This window comes from Kitasatospora sp. NPDC023118 (assembly GCF_055560875.1).
In genome coordinates this window covers 1-18,497 of sequence record NZ_JBVHHW010000014.1, presented here as the reverse complement: position 1 = coordinate 18,497, position 18,497 = coordinate 1, and the positions used below count along the sequence as shown (strand labels likewise).

Sequence of the window (18,497 nt, the reverse complement as noted above, 5' to 3'; positions counted from 1 at the left end):
ACCCGCATCGCCGACCCCGCACCACGACCGAGCCCTGGCGGAGGACCACGCATGAGTCGCAGGTTGGTGGTCGTGCTCTTCCTCGACCTCGTCGGCTGGACCCGGCTCGCCGAGCACGTCGACCCGGAGCCGTTGCAGCAGCTCCTTGAGCAGTACTACGAGATCTGCTGCACCACCGTGGAGGAACACGGCGGAACGGTGGAGAAGTTCATCGGCGACGCCGTCATGGCGGTCTTCGGGGCGGACACCTCGCGGGAGGACGACGCGCTGCGGGCGCTGCGCACGGCCGTGCTGATCCGCACCGGGGTCGGCCGGCTGCGCGCACCGGCCGCCGACGCCGTACCGGTGGAGATCCACTGCGGCATCGCCGCCGGTGAGGCCTTGGTGACGCGCTCGGCCCGGGCCGGCCTGCGGATCGTCGGCGACGTGGTCAACCTCGCCGCGCGCCTGCAGTCCTCGGCGGTCGCCGGCGAGATCATCGTCAACGAGACCGTGGCCCAACTGGCGGGCCCGCGCTACGCGATGGACCCGGTGCCGCCGCTGACGCTGAAAGGCAAGGCCGAACCCGTCGCCGCGCTGTGCGTGACCGGCGAGGCCGCCGTCGACGGGATCGGTGACGAGCCGCGCATGGTGGACCGCCGCACCGAACGCCGTCGGCTGCGCCGGATCTACCACCGGGTGGCCGGGGACCGGAGACCGGCGGTGGTGTCGGTGCTGGGACCGGCCGGCATCGGTAAGACGCGGCTGGTCAGGGAGACCGTCGAGGGGCTCGTCGCGGCCGGGGCCGGGCCGGTCGCCGTGTTCGGCACCTGTCCGTCCTACGGGGCGAAGGGCACGTACTCGGCCCTCGTCGACGTCCTGGACGGGCTGGAGCGACAGGTGCCCGCCTGCGCGGAGTTGCTGCGGACCGACCAGCGCATCGCCGGGGTGCTCGCCGGCCTTCGCGAGACCTCGCCCGCCCGCCCCGCCACCGCCGGACCGGGCCCGGGGGTGGAGGAGGTGTCCTGGGCCGCGCGCGAGCTGCTCGCCGCCGCCGCGGCCACCCGCCCGCTCGTCGTGGTGTGGGACGACCTGGAGTGGGCGGGGCCCTCGTTCCTGCAGCTCATCGCCGACCTGACCGGCGCCCTGCGGGACCTCCCGCTGCTGACGCTCTGCGTGGCCCGGCCGGAGTTCGGCGGGCCGGACGGGCCCCGGCTCGACGGCGACGAGGTGATCGACCTCGGCGCGCTGGACCCGGTCGACGGTGCCCGGCTGGCGGCCTCGCTGGCCTCGGGCCGCGGCCCCGGTGAGGTGCAGCTGCACGACCTCGGCCTGGCCGACCGGGTCGCCCTGTACAGCGCGGGCAATCCGCGGTTCATCCGGCTGATGGTGGAGTGGCTGGGCACCGGCCGGACGGTGGACGAGGTGCCGCCGACCATCACCGCCATGGTGGGCGCGATGATCGACCGGCTCCCACCGCCCGCCCGGCGGCTGCTGGGCGCGGCCGCGGTGATCGGTCCCACGTTCACCCTGGAGCAACTCGCCCTGCTGGACGAGACGGCGCTGGACGAGACGGCGCTGGAGGAGACGGGGCCGGCCGCGACCGCCGACGCGCTGGCGCGGCAGCAGCTGTTCCGCGCCACCGCGGACGAGGGCGGCTACCGCTTCATCCAGCAGCCGGTCCACGAGGTGGCGTACGGGCGGCTGGAGAAACAGCAGCGCATCGCGTGGCACCGGCGCCTGGCCGAGCGCGGCTTCAGCCCCGGTTTCCACTTCGAGGCCGCCGCGCACCTGCTCGGCGGGCTGCGCCCGGACGACTCGGAGCTGCCGCAACTGGCCCGGCGGGCGGCCGAAGCGCTGCTCGCCGAGGGGACGGCGGCGCTGCGGCAACGCGACCTGCCGAGCGCGATCGAACTGCTGGAACGCGCGCTCGTGCTGGCGGGGCGGGGGCCCGGCCGGTGGCGGCAGGTCGCGGCGATCCGTCTCAGCGACGCCCTGATGCTCTCCGGGGACACCGGGCGCGCGGTGGAGGTGGTCGCGGACGGCCTGCGGCACGGTCCCGACGCCCCCGGGCGACGGCTCTACCTGGTGCAGCGCTCCCTGTTGGCGGCGCGCCTGGGCACGGTCACCGTGGTGGGCGTCGAGGAGCTGCGGGCCGAACTCGACGGCGGCACAGGCGACACGGACGACACACGCGGCACAGGCGACCCCGGCGGCCCCGGCGACACGGCCGACCGGTTCGCCTGGTGCCGGTTCGAGCAGCTGCGGATGCTGCTCCACCTGGCGCACGGCCGGTTCGGGGCCGCCGAGGAGGCGGCGAGCGCCGCGCTGGAGCACGCCCGGGCCGCCGGTGACGCGTACGAGGAGGACCGGCTCCTGGTCGCCCTGTGCGAGGTCCGGCAGTGGTCGCCGACCCCGGTGCCCAGCAAACTGGCGGGCTGCGCCGAGCTCGTGGAGCGGTTCGCCGCCGACCGGTTCCTGCTCCTGCCCGCATTGGCCGCGCGGGCCCGTTGCCTGGCGCTGACCGGGGACGACGCCGGCGCCCGCGCGGCGCTGGCCGAGGCCGGATCCGTCGTCGAACAGCTCCGGCTGACCATGGGAGGCGTCCTGGTCGACCAGGTGGCCGCACTCGCCTGTTCGCTGCGCCGTGACCACGCCCGGGCCGAACGGCACTTCCGCCACGCGGCCGAGGCCCTGGAAGCGGCCGGCTACGTGTCGGTGTCGCTGGGCATGCGGGTGCAGGCCGCCCGTGAGTGCGCCCGGCGTGGCCGCCTGGACGAGGCCGCCGAGCGGATCGCCGAACTCCTCGACCGGCGCGAGGAGATGGACGTCCGGGGGCGGATCCTGTGCCTCTCGGCGGCGGTGCTGATCGCCGCCGGGCGCGGCCGCGCCGATCCGCTGCTCGCCGAGGTCCCGGCCCTGCTCGACGGCGTCGACGACCCGTGCCTGCGCGGCGAGGTCTGCTTCGACCTGGCCCGCGCGGCCCGGCTGCTCGGCGACGAGGCCGGGGCCCATGCCATGGCCCTGGCGGCCGTCGACGGCTACACCGCCGTCGGTGCGACCCAACCTCTGGAAGCGGTGCGGGAATGGACGTGAACGGCGCGCCCTGGCGGCGTGAGCGGCCGCAGCACTTCTCCGGCATGCCCGCCTGGAGCATGCCGACCGACGGTGACCTCGGCGAGCCCCTGCCGACCAGCCTGTTCGACGGGATCGACTCCCGGTGGGCCTGGGCGGGTGCCAGCGGTGAGGACGTCCGGGTCTGCGTGCTGGACAGCGGCGTGGACGCGACCCATCCGCTGGTCGGGTCGGTCGAGCGGGCGTGGGAGGTGGTGACCGCCGAGGGCCGGGCACCGCGGGTGGCCGAGTGCGAGCCGAACGACGGCGCCGGGCACGGCACCGCGTGCGCGGGGATCATCCGCGCGATCGCGCCGCGGGTCTCGCTCAGTTCGCTGAAGGTCCTCGGCGACGGGAGGTCCGGCAGCGCCGCCGCGCTGGTCGCCGGGCTCGCCTTCGCGATCGAGGAGGGGTTCGACGTGATCAGCATGAGCCTGTCGACGAGCAGGCTGGAGTTCCGCGGCCGGCTCAGCGAACTGTGCGACCGAGCCTACTTCCGCCGCACGACGATCGTGGCGGCGGCGCACAACCTGCCGATCGAGAGCTTCCCGTGGAACTTCGCCTCGGTGATCTCGGTCGCCAGCCACGCCGAGCCGGACAGCATGCGGTTCTACTACAACGCCGCGCCGCCGGTGGAGTTCCGCGCCCGAGGGGTGCGCGTCCCGGTGGCGCGGCCGGGCGGCGGCACCGTCCGCAGCACGGGCAACAGCTTCGCGGCGCCGCACATCGCCGGGATCGCGGCCCTCGTGCTGAGCAAGCACCCCTGGCTCACGCCGTTCCAGCTCAAGACCGTGCTGTACCACTGCGCCGCAAACCTATCGGCTCCAGGAGGCGGAGAATGAAACCCTTGCCACCCGCTCCCGTCAGCGGGGCGACCGAACGTCAACTGCTGCAGTCCGTCGTGTCGGTGGCCCGTTACGTCTACGGCGCCGCCGCGTCCTCGGTCTTCATGGTGAGCCCCGACACCGGTGAGCTGGTCTTCGCGGCGGTCGCCGGCGAGGGCGAACAGGGCCTGGTCGGCAAGCGCTTCGAGCCCGGCACCGGCATCGCCGGCTGGGTGGCGGCCAGCGGCCAGCCGCTGATCACCGACAACGTGGCCGACAGCGACCGGTTCGCCCACGACGCCGCGGCGTCCACCGGGTACGTCCCCACCAGCATTCTCGCCGCCCCGCTGATCGCGGACGGGGAGTGCATCGGCGTGATCGAAGTGCTGGACCGCCATGTCCGGCCGGCGAACGACCCCAGCCGCGAGCTCGACGACATCGAGCTGCTGGGCCTGCTCGCCACCCAGGCCGCCCTGAGCCTCGCCCTGCTCCGGCGCGGCGAGCGGACGGTGGACACCGCGCCGCGGCTGGGCGAGCTGGTGGCCCGGCTGTCGGACCACGCCGTCATGGACTCCTCCGACCCGCTGGCCGCCGCGCTGCTGGGCATCTCGCTGGAGCTGCTGGACCGGCGGGCCCAGCTGACCCCGAACTCGGGGTGACGGCCCGCGGAGACGCAGCGCGGACGGGTCGGCGACGCACCGGAGACGCGCACGGAACGGGCCTCGCCTACCGTCCTGCCCCATGGTGCACAGTACCGAGACCGAAGCGCCGTTCCCCGAACTGCTCCGCCACAAGCGGGTCCAAGCCGGACTCACCCAGCGGACGCTCGCCGACCTGTCGACCATCAGCCCGCGGACGATCCGGGACCTCGAATCGGGCCGGGCCCACGCGCGGATGCAGACCGTCCGCCTGCTCGCGGACGCCTTGCGGCTGCACGGCCTGGCGCGCGAGCTCTTCATCAGCTCGGGTGCGGGCGGCCGCCGGGGAGAACCGGACGGAACCGACCCCGGCCTCGCCGCACCTCGGGCCGTCAACGCCCTGCTGGGGCGCGACACCGAGGTGCGGGCGATGGCGCAGGCCCTGGAGTCGGGCCATCGCCGCATGGTCTCCGTCTCCGGGCTCCCCGGCGTGGGCAAGTCGAGGGTGGCCGCCGAGCTGGCCGCCCGGCTCGGCTCGCGCCGTGGCTGGCCGGTGCTGTGGATCGGGACGGGCCCACGGCCTCACGGCGCTAGCGGTACGGCGTTCGGCCCGTTGACGAAGTCGCTGCGCCTGCTGGTCGAATCGGGGGCGGCGGACGTCTCCGCGGTCTGTCGGCTGATCAGCCGCCACGAGGTGCTGCTGGTGCTCGACGGGGTCGCCGACACCGGGCCCCCGGCCGGGGTGGAGGAGCTGCTGGCGTACTGCCCCGGCATCCGGGTGGTCAGCACCTCCCGGACGCCCTGGCAGGTCACCGGCGTCCAGGCGACGGTGCTCCCACCGCTGGCCGTGCCGGGGGCGGAGAGGGACGCGACGGGGTCACCGGACACGCTGACCGGCGTACCGTCGGTGCGGCTGCTGCTGGACCGGCTCTCGGAGGTCCGGCCGGGGTTCGCGCCCGGCCGCGCCGACGCGGACGCGCTGGCCCGGATCTGCCGACGGCTGGACGGCCTGCCGGTCGCCCTGGAGGCCGCGGCCGGCCGGTTCGGGGTGCTGGGCCTGCGCCAACTGGCGGAGGAGCCCTTGCCGAGCCTGCTGGACCTGCCGGTCCCGGCCCGGTCCGCCGGTGGTCCCGGGACGATCGGCGGCCTGCTCGGGGCCGAGGTCGACCGTCTGGACGCCGCCCACCTCGCGATCCTGCTGGAGCTGGCGCGCTGCGACCGGGCACCGACCGTACCCGAGGCCGCCGTGGCCCTGGACCGCCCGCGGAACGACCTTGTCGACGGCGTCGGCCAGTTGCTGGGCCGTGGGCTCGTCCGCGCCTCGCACGAGGAGTCGGGGACACGCCTGCACCTGCCGAACCTGCTGCGGGCGCTGCTGCGGGCCCCCCGGAACCCTCGCGGAGCGCTGTGACCGGCACCCTCGATCTGGATCCGAACGCCCCGGAACACCGCGCCGACCCGTACCCGCTCCTGCACCGGATGCGCGAACTGGCGCCGGTCCACCGCCGGGTGGACCGGGTGAGCGGCCGGGCGTCCTGGTACCTGACCCGCTACGCGGACGTGCAGCGCGCCCTGCTCGACCCGGACCTCGGCCGTCAACTCGACCGACTCCCCGCCGAATTGGCCGCCGTCCACCGGCGGTGGGACCTCGACCCGCTGGCGATGGTGCGGCGCAACGTCTTCAACCTCGACCCCCCGGACCACACCCGGCTGCGCCGCCTGATCGCCCCCGCGTTCGGCGCCCGCACGGTGGCGGCGGTCCGGCGACGCGTCGAACAGGTCGTGGACGGGCTCGTGCCGGCGCCCCAGGACGCGACCCGGGACACCGCCCGGGACACCGGGGACGTGGTCGACGTGATCGCGGAACTGGCCCTGCCGCTGCCGGTCGTGGTCGTCGCCGAACTGGTCGGCTTCCCGATCGACGACCTGTCCGCGCTGCGCCGGTGGAGCGACGAGATGCTCCGGACCAGGGACCCGGTCCGGGTGCGCCGTGCGGGATTCGAGTTCATCGCGTACGTCGAGGAGCGGATCGACGAACGGCGGCGCCGCCCGGGCGGGGACCTGCTCTCCCGGCTCGTCGCGGAGCAGGACGGCGGCGGGATCAGCCGGGCCGAGCTGGTCTCCACCGTGTTCCAACTGCTGCTCGCCGGTGACGAGACGACGGTCAACCTGATCGGCAACGCCGTACTGGAACTGCTGCGCCACCCCGACCAGTTGGCCCGGCTGCGCGAGCGGCCCGCGCTGCTGGACTCGGCGATCGAGGAGGTGATCCGCTTCAACGGCCCGGTGGGACACACCCGGCCGGTGTACGCGCTCACCGACGTGGAGATCGGCGGGGTGGTCGTCCCGCGCGGCGACACCGTGGTGCCCGTACTGCTCGCGGCCAACCGGGACCCGGCCGTCTTCGCCGAGCCGGACGCCTTCGACCTCACCCGCAGCCCGAACCGCCACCTCGGGTTCGGCCACGGCATCCACTTCTGCCTCGGCGCGGCCTTGGCCCGGCTGCAGGCCCGAGCCGCCGTCGGGGCCCTGGTACAGCGCTTCCCCCGGCTCTCCCTGGCCGTCGACCCGGCCGAGCTGGAATGGACGCCGGAGCTGTTCCTGCACGGGGTGCGCCACCTACCGGTATCACTGGGAAGGAAATGACGACGTGATCGATCCGAAGGTGTCCGGAAACCTCTCCCGGATGGCGTTCGGCCATGCCACCTCGCAGATCATCTACGCGGCCGTCCGGCTCGGAGTGCCGGAGTCGCTCGCGGACGGGCCGCTGGCGGCCGGCGAGCTGGCCCGGGCGGTCGACTGCGACCCGGACGGGCTGACCAGGCTGGTCCGGGCCCTGACGGTGCTGGGACTGCTCGACGAGGCCGCACCGGGCCGCTTCGCCCTGGCCGAGCCGGGCCGCCTGCTGTGCGCCGACCACCCGCGGTCGATCCGCGCCAGCGTGCTGCTGCTGGGCGACCCGGTGACGTGGCGGGCCTGGGGTGCGCTGACCGAGGGCGTACGGACCGGCGGCGCGGCCTTCGACCAGGCCCACGGCCGGCCGCTGTTCGACCACCTGGCCGACGACCCCGAACTGTCGGGCCTCTTCAACGCCGCCATGGGTGAGGGCACCGGGTGGACCGCCCGGGAGGTGCCCCGGGCGTACGACTTCACGGGCGCCCGCACCGTGGTCGACATCGGCGGCGGGAACGGCACCCTGCTGGCGGCCGTGCTCGGGGCCGCCCCCGACGCCCGGGGGGTCCTGTTCGACAGCGCCCAGGGGTCGGCGGCCGCCGCCGAGACCTTCCGGGGGGCCGGGCTCGCCCCGGACCGCTGGTCGATCGAAGCGGGCGACTTCTTCCAGGCGGTGCCGCGGGGCGACGTGCTGCTGGTGAAGGGAATCCTGCACGACTGGGACGACGAGCGCTGCGTCGCGCTGCTGCGCAACTGCCGGAAGGCGATCGCCCCGGGCGGACGCCTGCTGGTGGTGGAGCCCGTCCTGCCCGATCGGCTGGACGCCCAGGAGGCCGCCGGCGTCGTCATGAGCGACATCGCGATGCTGGTCTACACCGGGGGCCGGGAGCGCAGCCGGGCCGAGTTCCGGGTGCTGCTCGCCGACGGCGGTTTCCGACTCCTCGACGTCACCCGGCGGTTGGCGGCCACGCCGGTCCGGATCCTGGTCGCGGCCCCGGACTGACCGGGGCCGGCGGTCCGGCCGGCCGGGAGCGGCCGGGCGGAGCGGTGCGGCGGAGCCGTGCGGCGGAGTTGTCCGGCTGGACGAACCAGCCGGCCCGTCACGCCAGGTGCTCGGCGAGGAAGCGTTCCACCGCCGCGTAGTAGGTCTCGCGGTTGCCGGGCCTGGCCAGCCCGTGCCCCTCGTCGGGGAACAGCAGGTACTCGTGCGGCAGCCCCTTGGCGGCCAGCGCCGCGACGATCTGCTCCGCCTCCTCCCGGGGCACCCGGACGTCGTTGGCCCCCTGCGCCACCAGGACGGGGACGGCGATGTCGTCGACCCGCGACAGCGGCGACCGCTCCCACAGCATGTCGCGCTCGGTCTCCGGGTCCCCGACGTTGGCGGTCATGAACGCCCGCAGCGGGGTCCGGTACGGCGCCCCGGCCGCCAGCATCGTCAGCAGGTTCGACGGGGCGCACAGCGCTATCGCGCAGGTGAAGACGGAGGGGGTGAAGGCCGCGCCGACGAGCGCCGCGTACCCGCCGTACGAGCAGCCCATGATCGCGACCCGGGAGGCGTCGATGCCGCCACCCGCGACCAGGTGGTCGACCGCGTCGAGCAGGTCGGTGTGCATCGCGGCGCCCCACTGCTTGGCGCCGAGGTTGCGGAACCGCTTGCCGTAGCCCGTCGAGCCCCGGTAGTTGACCTGGACGCACGCGTAGCCGCGGTTGGCCAGCAGCTGCGCCTCCTCGTCGAAGGCGAAGGTGTGCCGGGCCCAGGGCCCGCCGTGCACGTTCACCACGGCCGGCAGGTTCCGGCGTTCGGCGCCCGGCGGCCAGGTCACGTAGCCGTGCACGGTGACCCCGTCGCGCGCGGTGAACTCGAAGGGCTCCATCCGGGCGAGCCGGTACCGTTCGAGCTCCGGCTGGTGGCTGAAGAGGTAGCGCAGTCGGCCGTCCGCGCGGTCGTGGAGGTAGTAGAGGACCGGGCCGGCTCCGGTCACCACCGAGACCGTCCACAGCCGGTCGGAGCGGTCGCTGCGGTCGACGTAGACCTCGCCGTCGATCCCCTGGAGCGCGAGTTCGCCGCGGATCCGGCCGAGCTCCTTGCCGAACTCCTCGTCGAGGTACACCCATGCGTCGCGGTCCTTGGCGAACAGCACCGCCTGCGGGGTGCGACCGAGCGGGTCCGGCTCGACCTGCTTGACGTCGTAGACGGGATCCTCGGCGAGCACGGTGTGCCGCCCGGTCGCGAGGTCGACGGCGAACAGGCGGCTGCTGTTGGCCCCGATGGAGGACAGCAGGTAGCAGGTGGCGCCGTCCCGCGCGAAGCCGACGATCCGCGTGCCCATGACGTCCTCGTAGGGCACGTCGAGCCAGGGCTCGGCACCGTCCGGACCGTCCGGCTGGTCCAGGTACAGGGCCGCGCCGCCGTCGGGCTTCATCGCCGAGCCGCCGCGCACCCGCAGGTCGGTGTCCACGATCCAGCTCAGGTACCCGGGGTTCTCCGCGACCTTGGTGAGCCGCGCCGTCACCAGGTCCAGCCGGTAGACGTCGTGCAGGTCGCGCCGGTCCTTGTTCAGTCCGATCAGCATCGTGGTCGGATGCCACCGGTTGTGGGCCAGCACCCGCGCCTGGACGCCCTCGAAGGGGGTGGCGCAGCGTTCCTCGCCGGTGACGAGGTCGAGGAGGTGCACCCGCCAGCTCTCGTCGCCGTTCTCGTCCCGCAGGTGGAACAGCGTGCGGTCGTCGTGGCAGAGGCCGTAGGTCCGGATGCCGCGCCCGCGGTCCCGGGTCAGTACGGTCGCCTCGTCCGGACGGTCCACCGGGGCCGTCCAGACGTTCATCACACCGTCGTCCGGGGCGAGGAACAGCAGCCTGGTCCCGTCCGGTGAGATCCGCGGCAGCAGGTACGAGGGGTTGCCGAACAGGACGGAGTGCGGGATCAGCGGTACGGATTCAGCCGTCACGGCTCACTCCCGGGGTAGCTGGCTGGCGTGGGCGCCCGGAGAGCCACCACTGGGAGAGCCCCGGGTACTGCGCGACCGCCTCGTCGGTGTCGCGCGGAGGGTTCGGGTCGGCGGACGGCCCGTGCAGGAGGGGCGGGTTGACGCCCCGGGGGGAGGGGACCAGCGTCTGGGCCCGGAAGAGCGCCGTCATCAGCGCCGGGTTGCCGAGCACGGCCCGGGACATCCCGGCCCTCGCCCGGGACCCGGGGGCGGAGTCGGCCCGCGGCCGGTCCTGGTCGGTCGCCATCCGCCACGCCCGCTCGGCCACCTCGGCCATGGCGACCTGGAGTTCGGGCAGGACGGACGGGTCGGCGCCGCGCCGCGCCAGCTCGCGGCCCAGGCGCACGGCGCTGAGCAGGGCGATCGACATCCCGTGCGAGTAGACCGGGTTCATCGCCGCCAGGGCGTCGCCGAGGACCAGGAAGCCGTCGGGCCGGGGCCCCCGTTCGAAGAACCTCCTGCGGTTCGCGGTGGCCCGGAACGGCCGGACTCCGCCGAGGGGTTCGGCGGCGGCCGTCAGCTCCGCCACGATCGGCGAGCCGAGCGCTCGGGCGCCGTCGGCGAATCCGCGTTCGTCGGTGGGCGGCGGCGCGGCGCGGGTGCCGGTCAGGGTGACGGTCCACCGGCCGCCCTCGATGGGGAACAGCGTCGCGCCGTACCCGGGCCCGCCGTCCGCCGGGCGCGGGTGCACCATGATCGCCGGGAGGTCGGCGGTCAGGTCCGCGGGCGCCCGGTAGATCCGTGTGGAGTACGCGAGCCCCGGGTCGACCGTCTCCTCCTCGACGCCGGACCCGCCGAGCGCGGCCAGCCACTCGCCCGCCCGCGAGCGCCGGCCCGTCGTGTCCACCACGAGGTCGGCCCGCAGGGTCTCGCCGGAGCCGTCCTCCCGGCCGACCACGACTCCGGTCACCCGCGAGGCGTCCCCGACGAGGCGCAGCGCACGGGTGCGCTCGCGCACCGACACCGCGCCGTCGGCCAGGGCACGGCTGCGGATGACGTGGTCCAGGAGCCACCGGCTGCACGAGACCAGGAAGGCGCCGGTGTCGTGGCGGCGGAACCAGCCTCCCGAGGTCAGGATCAGCGCGTCGCCCGGGAGCCCGCGCCGGTGCGCGCCCTCGGCAAGGAGCGCGTCCAGGGTGCCCGGCAGCAGCGCGTCCAGGGCCTGGGCGCCCGCGGTCACCAGCACATGGCTGTGGAAGGCCTGCGGCAGCCCCGAGCGGACGCCCGGGCCCGCCGGATAGCGGCCGCCCTCGACCACGGTGACCTCGTCGACGTGCTCGGAGAGCACCTTGGCCACCAGGATGCCCGCGAAGCCCCCGCCGAGGACGACCGCCCGCGTCACGGCCGCGCGGCCGGCGCGGCTCCGGTCTCCTGGAGCAGACCGGCCTCGACCATCGAGCTGATGAACGAGTCCACCTCGGTACGGATGCGCTGCCCCAGCGCGGCGTTGTGACCGGCGAACAGCAGGGACAGCCGCTCGACGACCTCCTCCCGTTCGCCGGCGCTCTCCACCAGGGCCCAGATCTGGGCGGCGGTCGCGTTCAGGGTCCGGAAGTCACCGGACTCGGTGTGGTAGAGCGAGATCCCGCCCGCGCTCTCCTGCCAGATGACCGCATCACTGATGTGCAGGGACAACGCCCGACCTCCTGTCGACCGGCATGATGGGAATGAGCTCACCGACTGTGATCGCGGGCTTCGGCGTGGGGACGTAGGTCTTCCACTGCTCGTGCACGGGGTGCACCTCGCCGGTGGCGACCAGCCGGGGAACCGTCATGTCGAGGCTCTTCTCGGCGAGTTCCGCCCGGCTGACCCCGGCCTCCTGCCACAGCTGCGTCGTGACGCCGTGCCGCAGGATCCGGCACAGGTGCCGGCTGTTGCGCCGGACGTCCCCGGACTCCGCCATGTGCGAAGCCCGGCACCCGCCGCCGCAGTTCGCCTTGATGTAGCACTTCTCGCAGTCGGCGTGGAACTCCCCGCCGAACACCGTGCTGCGGCGCATCGCCGACAGCACCGGACTGGCGAAGACCTCCGACAGCCGCTGCCGCCGGACGTTGCCCGCGTGCTGTTCCTTGCCCGTGACGAGCTTGCACGGGTACACGTCGCCCAGGGAGTTGATGTAGATCTCGTTGCCGCCCATGCCGCAGTTGCCCTTGACCGAGCACGGCGTCACCGGCCGCGGCCCGTCCGGCAGGAGCTTTCCGGCCACCGGCGAGGTCCAGACGAGCTGCTGCACCCGCAGGTGGTCCTGCCAACCGAAGTCGTAGGCGTCACCGACGCCCCGGCCCAGGTCGTTGTGGTTCATCAGGCGGATGCTGTGGATCTCGATCCCGTCGAGGAAGGACGCGAAGTCCTCCAGCTCGTCGATGTTGTCCGAGGTGACGATGTGGTTGATGGCCGGCGCCACGCCGGCGTCGTTGAGCAGCCGGATCGCCTTGTGGGTCCGGGCGAACGCGCCCTTGCCGCGGGTGCGGTCGTGGGTCTCGGCGGTGCCTCCGTCGAGGCTGACCGTGACCGCGTCGAAGAGCTCGGCGAAGCGCTGCGCCGTCGCCGCCGTACGGATCATCGTCGCGTTGGTGATGATGTTCGACTTCAGGCCACTGCGGTTGGCGTGCTCGACGACCTGGAACAGGTCCTTGCGGAGCATCGGTTCGCCGCCGGTGAAGACGAGGGTCCGGGCGCCGAGGTCGGCGATCTGCGAGACCAGGTCGAGCGACTCGGCGGTGTCGAGCTCGCCCGGGAGGCACTTCTCGGACGACGCGTAGCAGTAGGGGCAGCGGAGGTTGCAGCCGTCGGTGATGGCGTAGTACACGACGTTCAGCGGGGCCTCGGCGACCTTGACCGCGGGCCGGTTGCCGTTGTAGTAGACGATCCAGTTCAGGATGAGCCTGGCCAGGACGCGTTCCGTCTCGTCGCTCGGCTCCAGTGCCCGTTCCCCGCCGGCCCGTTCACCGGCCAGGGCTTCGAGGACGCTGAACTCGCGTCGGTCGAGGACACATCGGGCACCCACTTCCGGGTTGACCACGAGGTATTCCTCGTCATGCACGAAGTACGTCAGGTCCGCCGGCACGTCGAACAACGACAGGTTCCGGACCAGATGCCCTCGCATCCCGCCTCCCATCCGGGCTGGCACACGCGCGACCCGACGAGCCTGGCCGTCGGGCCGCGCCTGTGGACTGTCAGGGCTACTTCTGCGCCTGGCCGGCGCCGGACCAGGCGCCGCACGCACACAGCATCGCGGCGTCGAAGCCCTCCTGGGAGGACTCCGGCGCGGCCCACTCCTGGGAGTGCGCCACCACGTCGGGCAGAACGGCCATGAGGCGGGTCTTGGTCGAGATGAGGACCCGGGTCTCCTCGGGGGTCAGGCTGGCGTAGAACTCTTCGAGCTCGGGCGCCATCGTTCCGCCGAGGATCCCGGCTTCACGAAGGGCCTCCAGGGAGTTGAAGGTCATTGCTCCACCTTTCGCTGTCTCGGGCTATCTGGGCTGGGCTACTACCGAGACTGCTGCGTGGCGGACTTGTGAAACAACCCCACGATCGTGGGTTGCCGTGTCGCCTGCGGGCAGATAGTACGCACGTAGTGTGAAGCCCCGTCAACGGTTCGGAGGTGGCGTCGCCCCGACGGCGGGCCTCGTCGCGGGTGTTGACGATCACGGTCGGGCTGCGGTCTCATCTCTAGTCAGAGTTGAGCTGACATGACTCCAAATCCGCTGTTCGCAGCGGAAATCGATGAACATGTCAACCTGACGGTCCCGTCGGACAACCCGAGAGGTGCGATGAGACCCACCGACCGCGACACCGTGCACGTATCACTCCTGCCGGACTTCGTCTGCCGCATGGACGGGCGAGTCGTCGACCTCAGCGACATCCAGCAGCGACTCGTCGCGGCCGTGGTGCTCGACGACCGGCCGGTGGGACGCAACGACCTCGCCGCGCGGCTGTGGCCCGACGTCCCGCCCGTCCGGGCCACCGCACGGCTGCGCCAGACCCTCTGGCGGCTGAACCAGGTGACGGTCCGGGAGCTGTTACGGACCTCGCATACCACCGTCGCTCTGGCCGAGCGCGTCGAGGTGGACTACCGGACGGCGGCCGGACTGGTCTCGGCGGTGTCCCGGGCGGACGGGGAGGCGCTCGTGGGCGGCGACCGGCTGCCGCAGACGTGGAGCATGCTCCGGCACCCGCTGCTGTACGGCTGGGACGACGAATGGCTCGTACCGTTCCAGGGGAAGTGGGAACTGCAACGCGTCCAGGCGCTGGAGAACCTCGCCGAGACGTTCCTGCAGCGGCGCCAGCACTCCGCGGTGCTCGAACTCGCCGACGCCGCCGCCCAGGCCGACCCGCTGCGCGAGCGGCCGCGGCGGATAGCCGTCCAATCCTGCCTGCACGTCGGCGAGGTCGCCGACGCGCACCGCCGGTACCGCCGCTACCGGGAGCTGCTGTCCTCGGAACTGGGCGTCGCGCCGAGCAGCGCCATCCCCCGGCTGCTGAAGCAGGACCGCGAACGCCAACTCGCCCTGGCCGGCGACTACTGACCGCGCCCCTCCCCCGCGTCGACCGCACGGCCTCATCCCAACCCGCTCTCCACAACGGCTTGTTCTGGTGCCGCCGACGCCCGGGGCGGGGCTGTTACGCCCGGCTCCGACTGATCGACGACCTCCCTTCCCCTGGGAGCCCTCCCGCCCGTCCCGGTGCGGGAGGCCTCCCAGGGGAAGGCCGCCGCCAGGGCGCGTCCGGCGCCGCGTCAGGCGCCGAGTCTCAGACCGCCGGCCAGTTGCGCAGCAGGGCGTCCAGGGCGTCCAGGATGCGTGACCAGGTGTCCTCGGTGGTGCGCGGGGTGTGCTGGAAGCTCCCCGCCCGCTCCAGGGCGACGTAGCCGTGGAAGGTGCTGCCGAGGAGGCGGACGGCGTCGGTCTCGTCGGGCTCCGCCAGGTCGTAGCCGCGCAGGATCGCGCGGGTCATCTGGGAATGCCGGACGGCCGCGCTGTTGCGCGCGGTCTCGTAGTCGAGTTCGAGCTGCGCCGCGGCGTAGCGACCGGGGTGTTCGCGGGCGTAGTCGCGGTAGGCGTTGGCGAAGGCGGCCAGCGCGTCCTTGCCGGCCCGTCCGGCCAGGGCGGCGGCGACCCGGTCGGCGAGCTCCTCGAGCGCGAGCAGGGCGATCCTGGTCTTGAGGTCCTGGGAGTTCCTGACGTGCGAGTACAGGCTCGCGTCCTTGACGCCGAAGTGGCGCGCCAGCGCGGAGACCGTGACCTTGTCGAAGCCGACCTCGTCGGCCAGCTCCGCACCCGCCCGGGTGAGTCGTTCCGCGTTCAGCCCTACGCGTGCCATGCGCTTCCTCTCCATCGCAGGAGGCCACTATACATTTGCCTAATACCCCTAGGTTATTTACTGTGCCTCCTATGAAGCCGTTGACCGAGCAAGAGATCCGCTCCGCCTTCGTGAACTGCACCAAGGGCGAGGCGAAGCGCCTGCACATCCCCCGCGACCTGGCCGAACAGCCCTGGGACGACCTGGACTTCCTCGGCTGGCGCGACCCGCAGGCCCCCGACCGCGCCTATCTCGCGGCCGAACTGGACGGCCATACGGTGGCGGTCGCGCTGCGCTCCTCCGGCGCCGCCGCCTGGCAGGCCCGCCGCAGCATCTGTTCACTCTGTGTGACCACCCATGCCGGGGGCGTCTCACTGCTGGTCGCACCCCTCGCCGGGAAGGCCGGCAAGCAGGGAAACTCCGTCGGCGCGTACATGTGCAGCGACCTCGCCTGCTCGCTCTACGTGCGCGGCAAGCGCGAGGTGGGCACCCGGCTCCACGAGTCGCTGACCGCCGAGGAGAAGATCCGCCGCACGGTGGCCAACCTCGCCGCCTTCGTCGCCAAGGTCACCGCGTGACCCGTCCCGGGGTCTCGCCCATGCCTGGCCAGTGGACCGGTGCCGCAGGGGGTCCTCGCCGTGATCGTGCCCGGCATCCGGGCCGCGCACGGCGGAGAGAAGCACATGGAGCCGTTGGCAGCTGGGAATCCGTCGGCGGTCGGGCCGTACCGGCTGCTCGGGCGGTTGGGCGCAGGGTGGCGAGTTGTTCGCGGAAGGTGAGCGACCGGGCGCCGGTCGACGTGACCGCGAGGCCCCGGACGGCCGTTCGCCGCCGGGACCCCACGGGCCCGGGAACTCCCTGGGCCCGCCCACTCTCGGGGGTCCCAACGGCGGTCGGACGATCAGCGCACCGGCAGCGTCAGCTCGGCCGGGTCGGCCGTGGTCGAGCCGAAGGTCACCCGGGTGCCGAGCGGAGTCTCCCCGCCGTACAGGGCGTCCCGGGTGCCGAGCACCAGTGCCAGCCGGTGGCCCGCTGGCAGGTCGTACGCGGTGGCGAAGAGCGAGACGTCCAGCGGGAACGGCTGCCCCGACGTCCGCCCGGACCAGCTCTGCGGCGCGTGTGAGATCAGCCGACCGACGCCGAGCGCGTCCACGTCGTAGAGGTAGGCGACGACCGTGCCCTGCGGGGCCGTCGCGGTGACCGTAGTGTGAACCCGGGCGACGCCGCGCAGCGACAGGCCCTGCGGGTAGGGCTGAGACTGTCGGACGACAGCGGCCGAGCGGGCCAGCAGTGGGACGACCACGGTCGGCGGCTGGTGCACCGCCTGGTCGACGAGCCCGGACAGCAGGGCTACGCCGCCGCTCGCGCCGGAGGGGGTGTCCCCGAGCACGGTGGTCCGCCAGTTCGCGGAGGCCGGCTCTCCGAGGGCGTCGGCGCCTAGGGTGTCGGCGCCGAGCGCGAGGTGTTCGGTGCGGGAGCTGACGGACTGCCAGTCGGCGTGGCTCTCGTGCGCGCCGGAGGGGCGGACCTCAAGGTGGACCGGCTGCGTTCGGGTGTCCGGGGCCGGGGCTCCCTTGACGTACTGGTCGAGCCACGAGCGCGCGCTGTTCCAGGTGGCGTTGTCCAGTCCGAGCAGTCCGGTGAACTCCTGGCTCGCGTGGTCGCCCGGGCGCAGTTCGAGGCGCTTGGGCACGGTCAGCCGCCGGTAGAAGTCGGTGACCTGGCTGGGGTTGAAGAAGCTGTCGCCCCAGGCGTTGGCCATCAGGACGGCGGTGCCGTTCGCGTTGATCCGGTCCAGGTAGCGGGCCGGGGAGCGGGTGTCCGCCCAGCCGATGACCTCGGGCAGGTCGCGGTCGGCGAAGAGGTCGTCCAGCACCCGCGCGAACTCGGGGCTCTTGCGGCCGGTCGGGGCCTGGATGCCGGCGAGCACGGCCGCAGCCTGGAGGTGCCGGGTCTGCCCGCTGTAGAGCGAGTCGGTGAGGTCGGCCCAGCCGCTGAGAGAGGCGACGGCCTTGATCCGCGGATCGAAGGCGGCGCCGAGCAGGGTCAGACCACCGCCCAGCGAGAGCCCCACCATGCCGACCCGGTCCGGGTCAGCCGGGGTGTGCGCGAGCGCCCAGTCGATCATCGTGGAGATGTCCGCGACGTCCTTGGGCCCGGCGACGTCGACCTCCCCGCCGGAGCCCCAGAAACCCCGCACCGTGTAGGTGACGACGACGTACCCGTCGGCGGCGAGCGCACGGCCCTGGGCGACGTACTCCAGGTCGTTCTGCCCCCAGCTGGCCGGCTGCACCAGCAATGGGTAGCGCCCCTGCGGATCAGCCCCCGGCGTCCCGGGGGCCGGCGTGAACACGTCGGCCTTGAGGACGACGCCGTCCTTCATCGGGACGTCGGCCAGGCGGAACGACCCGACACCCACCGCGGCCGCGGGCGGCGAGTCCGCGACGGCGGGCTGTGCGACGACAGCCCCGCCAAGGGCGAGCGTCGCCGCGAGGACGGCACTCGCCGTCCGACGTCCACGGCTGGGGGTGGGTCGTTCCATCACGTGCTCCATCTGCGCTCGAACCGATCGACTGCCGGAGCGTAGCGATCTGACGAGTCTCATGGGAGGTGGTGATCAGCCAAATTACCAGCCAGTAACGCCAGCGCTCCCGAGCGGCTGGAGCACCACGGCCGGCGCGCCGGACCACTTGTCGGAGCAGGCCGCAGGAGTCGGCGCTCGCGCGGGGAGCAGGACGGCCCGGCCCTTGAGCAGGGCCACCTCCACACGCCCTGTGGTCGGTGGCGGTGGCGGCGTTGGCGGTCACGCGCTCGGCGCGGATGGTGATGGTGTCGGGCCTGACACCGGTGGCCCGGTGGAGCCGGGGATCTCGGAGTAACCGCGACAGGGCCCGTGCCACGCGGATCGCGCGGGCACGGGCCCTGTCGGGGTCATCCTGGTGGTCCCTGTCCGGTCCCCAGGGTGAGGGGGAGGGTGGTCA

General features: G+C 73.4%; 15 protein-coding genes. 8 read left to right on the top strand and 7 right to left on the bottom strand.

Annotated features, from left to right (window positions below):
* The first annotated feature begins 51 nt into the window (after positions 1-51).
* The 6 genes from ACZ3UD_RS19525 (at position 52) to ACZ3UD_RS19500 (ending at position 8,231) form a co-directional block, all read left to right on the top strand.
* A complete protein-coding gene (locus tag ACZ3UD_RS19525; RefSeq protein ID WP_465588776.1) occupies positions 52-3,075 on the top strand; it encodes an AAA family ATPase in 3,024 nt (1,007 codons plus the stop codon).
* Positions 3,066-3,935 carry a S8 family serine peptidase gene (locus ACZ3UD_RS19520; protein WP_465588774.1) on the top strand — a complete coding sequence of 290 codons (870 nt, stop codon included), beginning with the start codon at positions 3,066-3,068 and terminating at the stop codon, positions 3,933-3,935. Before ACZ3UD_RS19525 ends, ACZ3UD_RS19520 begins: the two co-directional genes overlap by 10 nt.
* Positions 3,932-4,576, top strand: a complete 645-nt coding sequence (locus ACZ3UD_RS19515; RefSeq protein WP_465588771.1) for a GAF domain-containing protein — start codon at positions 3,932-3,934, stop codon at positions 4,574-4,576. The genes ACZ3UD_RS19520 and ACZ3UD_RS19515 overlap by 4 nt, the downstream gene beginning before the upstream one ends.
* Before the next feature lie 82 nt (positions 4,577-4,658).
* Positions 4,659-5,966, top strand: coding sequence for a helix-turn-helix domain-containing protein (locus tag ACZ3UD_RS19510; protein ID WP_465588768.1), 1,308 nt, complete (start codon positions 4,659-4,661; stop codon positions 5,964-5,966).
* A complete protein-coding gene (locus tag ACZ3UD_RS19505; RefSeq protein ID WP_465588765.1) occupies positions 5,963-7,201 on the top strand; it encodes a cytochrome P450 family protein in 1,239 nt (412 codons plus the stop codon). The genes ACZ3UD_RS19510 and ACZ3UD_RS19505 overlap by 4 nt, the downstream gene beginning before the upstream one ends.
* A gap of 4 nt (positions 7,202-7,205) precedes the next feature.
* Positions 7,206-8,231 carry a methyltransferase gene (locus ACZ3UD_RS19500; RefSeq protein ID WP_465588762.1) on the top strand — a complete coding sequence of 342 codons (1,026 nt, stop codon included), beginning with the start codon at positions 7,206-7,208 and terminating at the stop codon, positions 8,229-8,231.
* Between the two features lie 97 nt (positions 8,232-8,328).
* Here ACZ3UD_RS19500 and ACZ3UD_RS19495 read toward each other — a convergent pair whose 3' ends face one another.
* From ACZ3UD_RS19495 to ACZ3UD_RS19475, 5 genes are all read right to left on the bottom strand, one after another.
* Positions 8,329-10,176 carry a S9 family peptidase gene (locus tag ACZ3UD_RS19495; protein WP_465588759.1) on the bottom strand — a complete coding sequence of 616 codons (1,848 nt, stop codon included), beginning with the start codon at positions 10,174-10,176 and terminating at the stop codon, positions 8,329-8,331.
* Complete coding sequence (locus tag ACZ3UD_RS19490) at positions 10,166-11,557, bottom strand: NAD(P)/FAD-dependent oxidoreductase (protein WP_465588756.1); 1,392 nt, start codon at positions 11,555-11,557, stop codon at positions 10,166-10,168. The genes ACZ3UD_RS19495 and ACZ3UD_RS19490 overlap by 11 nt, the downstream gene beginning before the upstream one ends.
* On the bottom strand, positions 11,554-11,850 hold the full coding sequence (locus ACZ3UD_RS19485; RefSeq protein WP_387623865.1) for a PqqD family protein: 297 nt from the start codon (positions 11,848-11,850) through the stop codon (positions 11,554-11,556). Before ACZ3UD_RS19485 ends, ACZ3UD_RS19490 begins: the two co-directional genes overlap by 4 nt.
* Positions 11,831-13,321: a StsB family radical SAM/SPASM domain sactipeptide maturase gene (gene stsB, locus ACZ3UD_RS19480; RefSeq protein ID WP_465588752.1), complete on the bottom strand. Its 1,491-nt coding sequence runs from the start codon at positions 13,319-13,321 to the stop codon at positions 11,831-11,833. The genes ACZ3UD_RS19485 and stsB overlap by 20 nt, the downstream gene beginning before the upstream one ends.
* Positions 13,322-13,397: 76 nt before the next feature.
* Positions 13,398-13,664, bottom strand: coding sequence for a StsA-related sactipeptide RiPP (locus tag ACZ3UD_RS19475; protein WP_380615075.1), 267 nt, complete (start codon positions 13,662-13,664; stop codon positions 13,398-13,400).
* 324 nt (positions 13,665-13,988) lie between these two features.
* Between ACZ3UD_RS19475 and ACZ3UD_RS19470 the strand changes: the two genes are divergently transcribed.
* Positions 13,989-14,744 (top strand): AfsR/SARP family transcriptional regulator, encoded by a 756-nt coding sequence (locus tag ACZ3UD_RS19470; protein WP_465588748.1) that lies wholly within the window; start codon positions 13,989-13,991, stop codon positions 14,742-14,744.
* A gap of 223 nt (positions 14,745-14,967) precedes the next feature.
* Here ACZ3UD_RS19470 and ACZ3UD_RS19465 read toward each other — a convergent pair whose 3' ends face one another.
* A complete protein-coding gene (locus ACZ3UD_RS19465; RefSeq protein ID WP_380615077.1) occupies positions 14,968-15,537 on the bottom strand; it encodes a TetR/AcrR family transcriptional regulator in 570 nt (189 codons plus the stop codon).
* A 71-nt stretch (positions 15,538-15,608) separates the two neighbouring features.
* Between ACZ3UD_RS19465 and ACZ3UD_RS19460 the strand changes: the two genes are divergently transcribed.
* Entirely contained in the window at positions 15,609-16,094 is a 486-nt protein-coding gene (locus ACZ3UD_RS19460; RefSeq protein ID WP_465588744.1) for an FBP domain-containing protein, read from the top strand.
* 323 nt (positions 16,095-16,417) lie between these two features.
* Here the strand turns inward: ACZ3UD_RS19460 and ACZ3UD_RS19455 are convergent, their stop codons facing one another.
* Positions 16,418-18,058: a CocE/NonD family hydrolase gene (locus tag ACZ3UD_RS19455; protein WP_465588741.1), complete on the bottom strand. Its 1,641-nt coding sequence runs from the start codon at positions 18,056-18,058 to the stop codon at positions 16,418-16,420.
* Positions 18,059-18,497: the final 439 nt, after the last annotated feature.

Excerpts from the sequence above, each read along its gene's own strand:
- stsB (WP_465588752.1), bottom strand. The coding sequence starts at position 13,321 with ATGCGAGGGCATCTGGTCCGGAACCTGTCGTTGTTCGACGTGCCGGCG.
- ACZ3UD_RS19460 (WP_465588744.1), top strand. The coding sequence starts at position 15,609 with ATGAAGCCGTTGACCGAGCAAGAGATCCGCTCCGCCTTCGTGAACTGC.
- ACZ3UD_RS19525 (WP_465588776.1), top strand. The coding sequence starts at position 52 with ATGAGTCGCAGGTTGGTGGTCGTGCTCTTCCTCGACCTCGTCGGCTGG.
- ACZ3UD_RS19475 (WP_380615075.1), bottom strand. The coding sequence starts at position 13,664 with ATGACCTTCAACTCCCTGGAGGCCCTTCGTGAAGCCGGGATCCTCGGC.
- ACZ3UD_RS19470 (WP_465588748.1), top strand. The coding sequence starts at position 13,989 with ATGAGACCCACCGACCGCGACACCGTGCACGTATCACTCCTGCCGGAC.
- ACZ3UD_RS19510 (WP_465588768.1), top strand. The coding sequence starts at position 4,659 with ATGGTGCACAGTACCGAGACCGAAGCGCCGTTCCCCGAACTGCTCCGC.
- ACZ3UD_RS19455 (WP_465588741.1), bottom strand. The coding sequence starts at position 18,058 with ATGGAACGACCCACCCCCAGCCGTGGACGTCGGACGGCGAGTGCCGTC.
- ACZ3UD_RS19515 (WP_465588771.1), top strand. The coding sequence starts at position 3,932 with ATGAAACCCTTGCCACCCGCTCCCGTCAGCGGGGCGACCGAACGTCAA.
- ACZ3UD_RS19520 (WP_465588774.1), top strand. The coding sequence starts at position 3,066 with ATGGACGTGAACGGCGCGCCCTGGCGGCGTGAGCGGCCGCAGCACTTC.
- ACZ3UD_RS19465 (WP_380615077.1), bottom strand. The coding sequence starts at position 15,537 with ATGGCACGCGTAGGGCTGAACGCGGAACGACTCACCCGGGCGGGTGCG.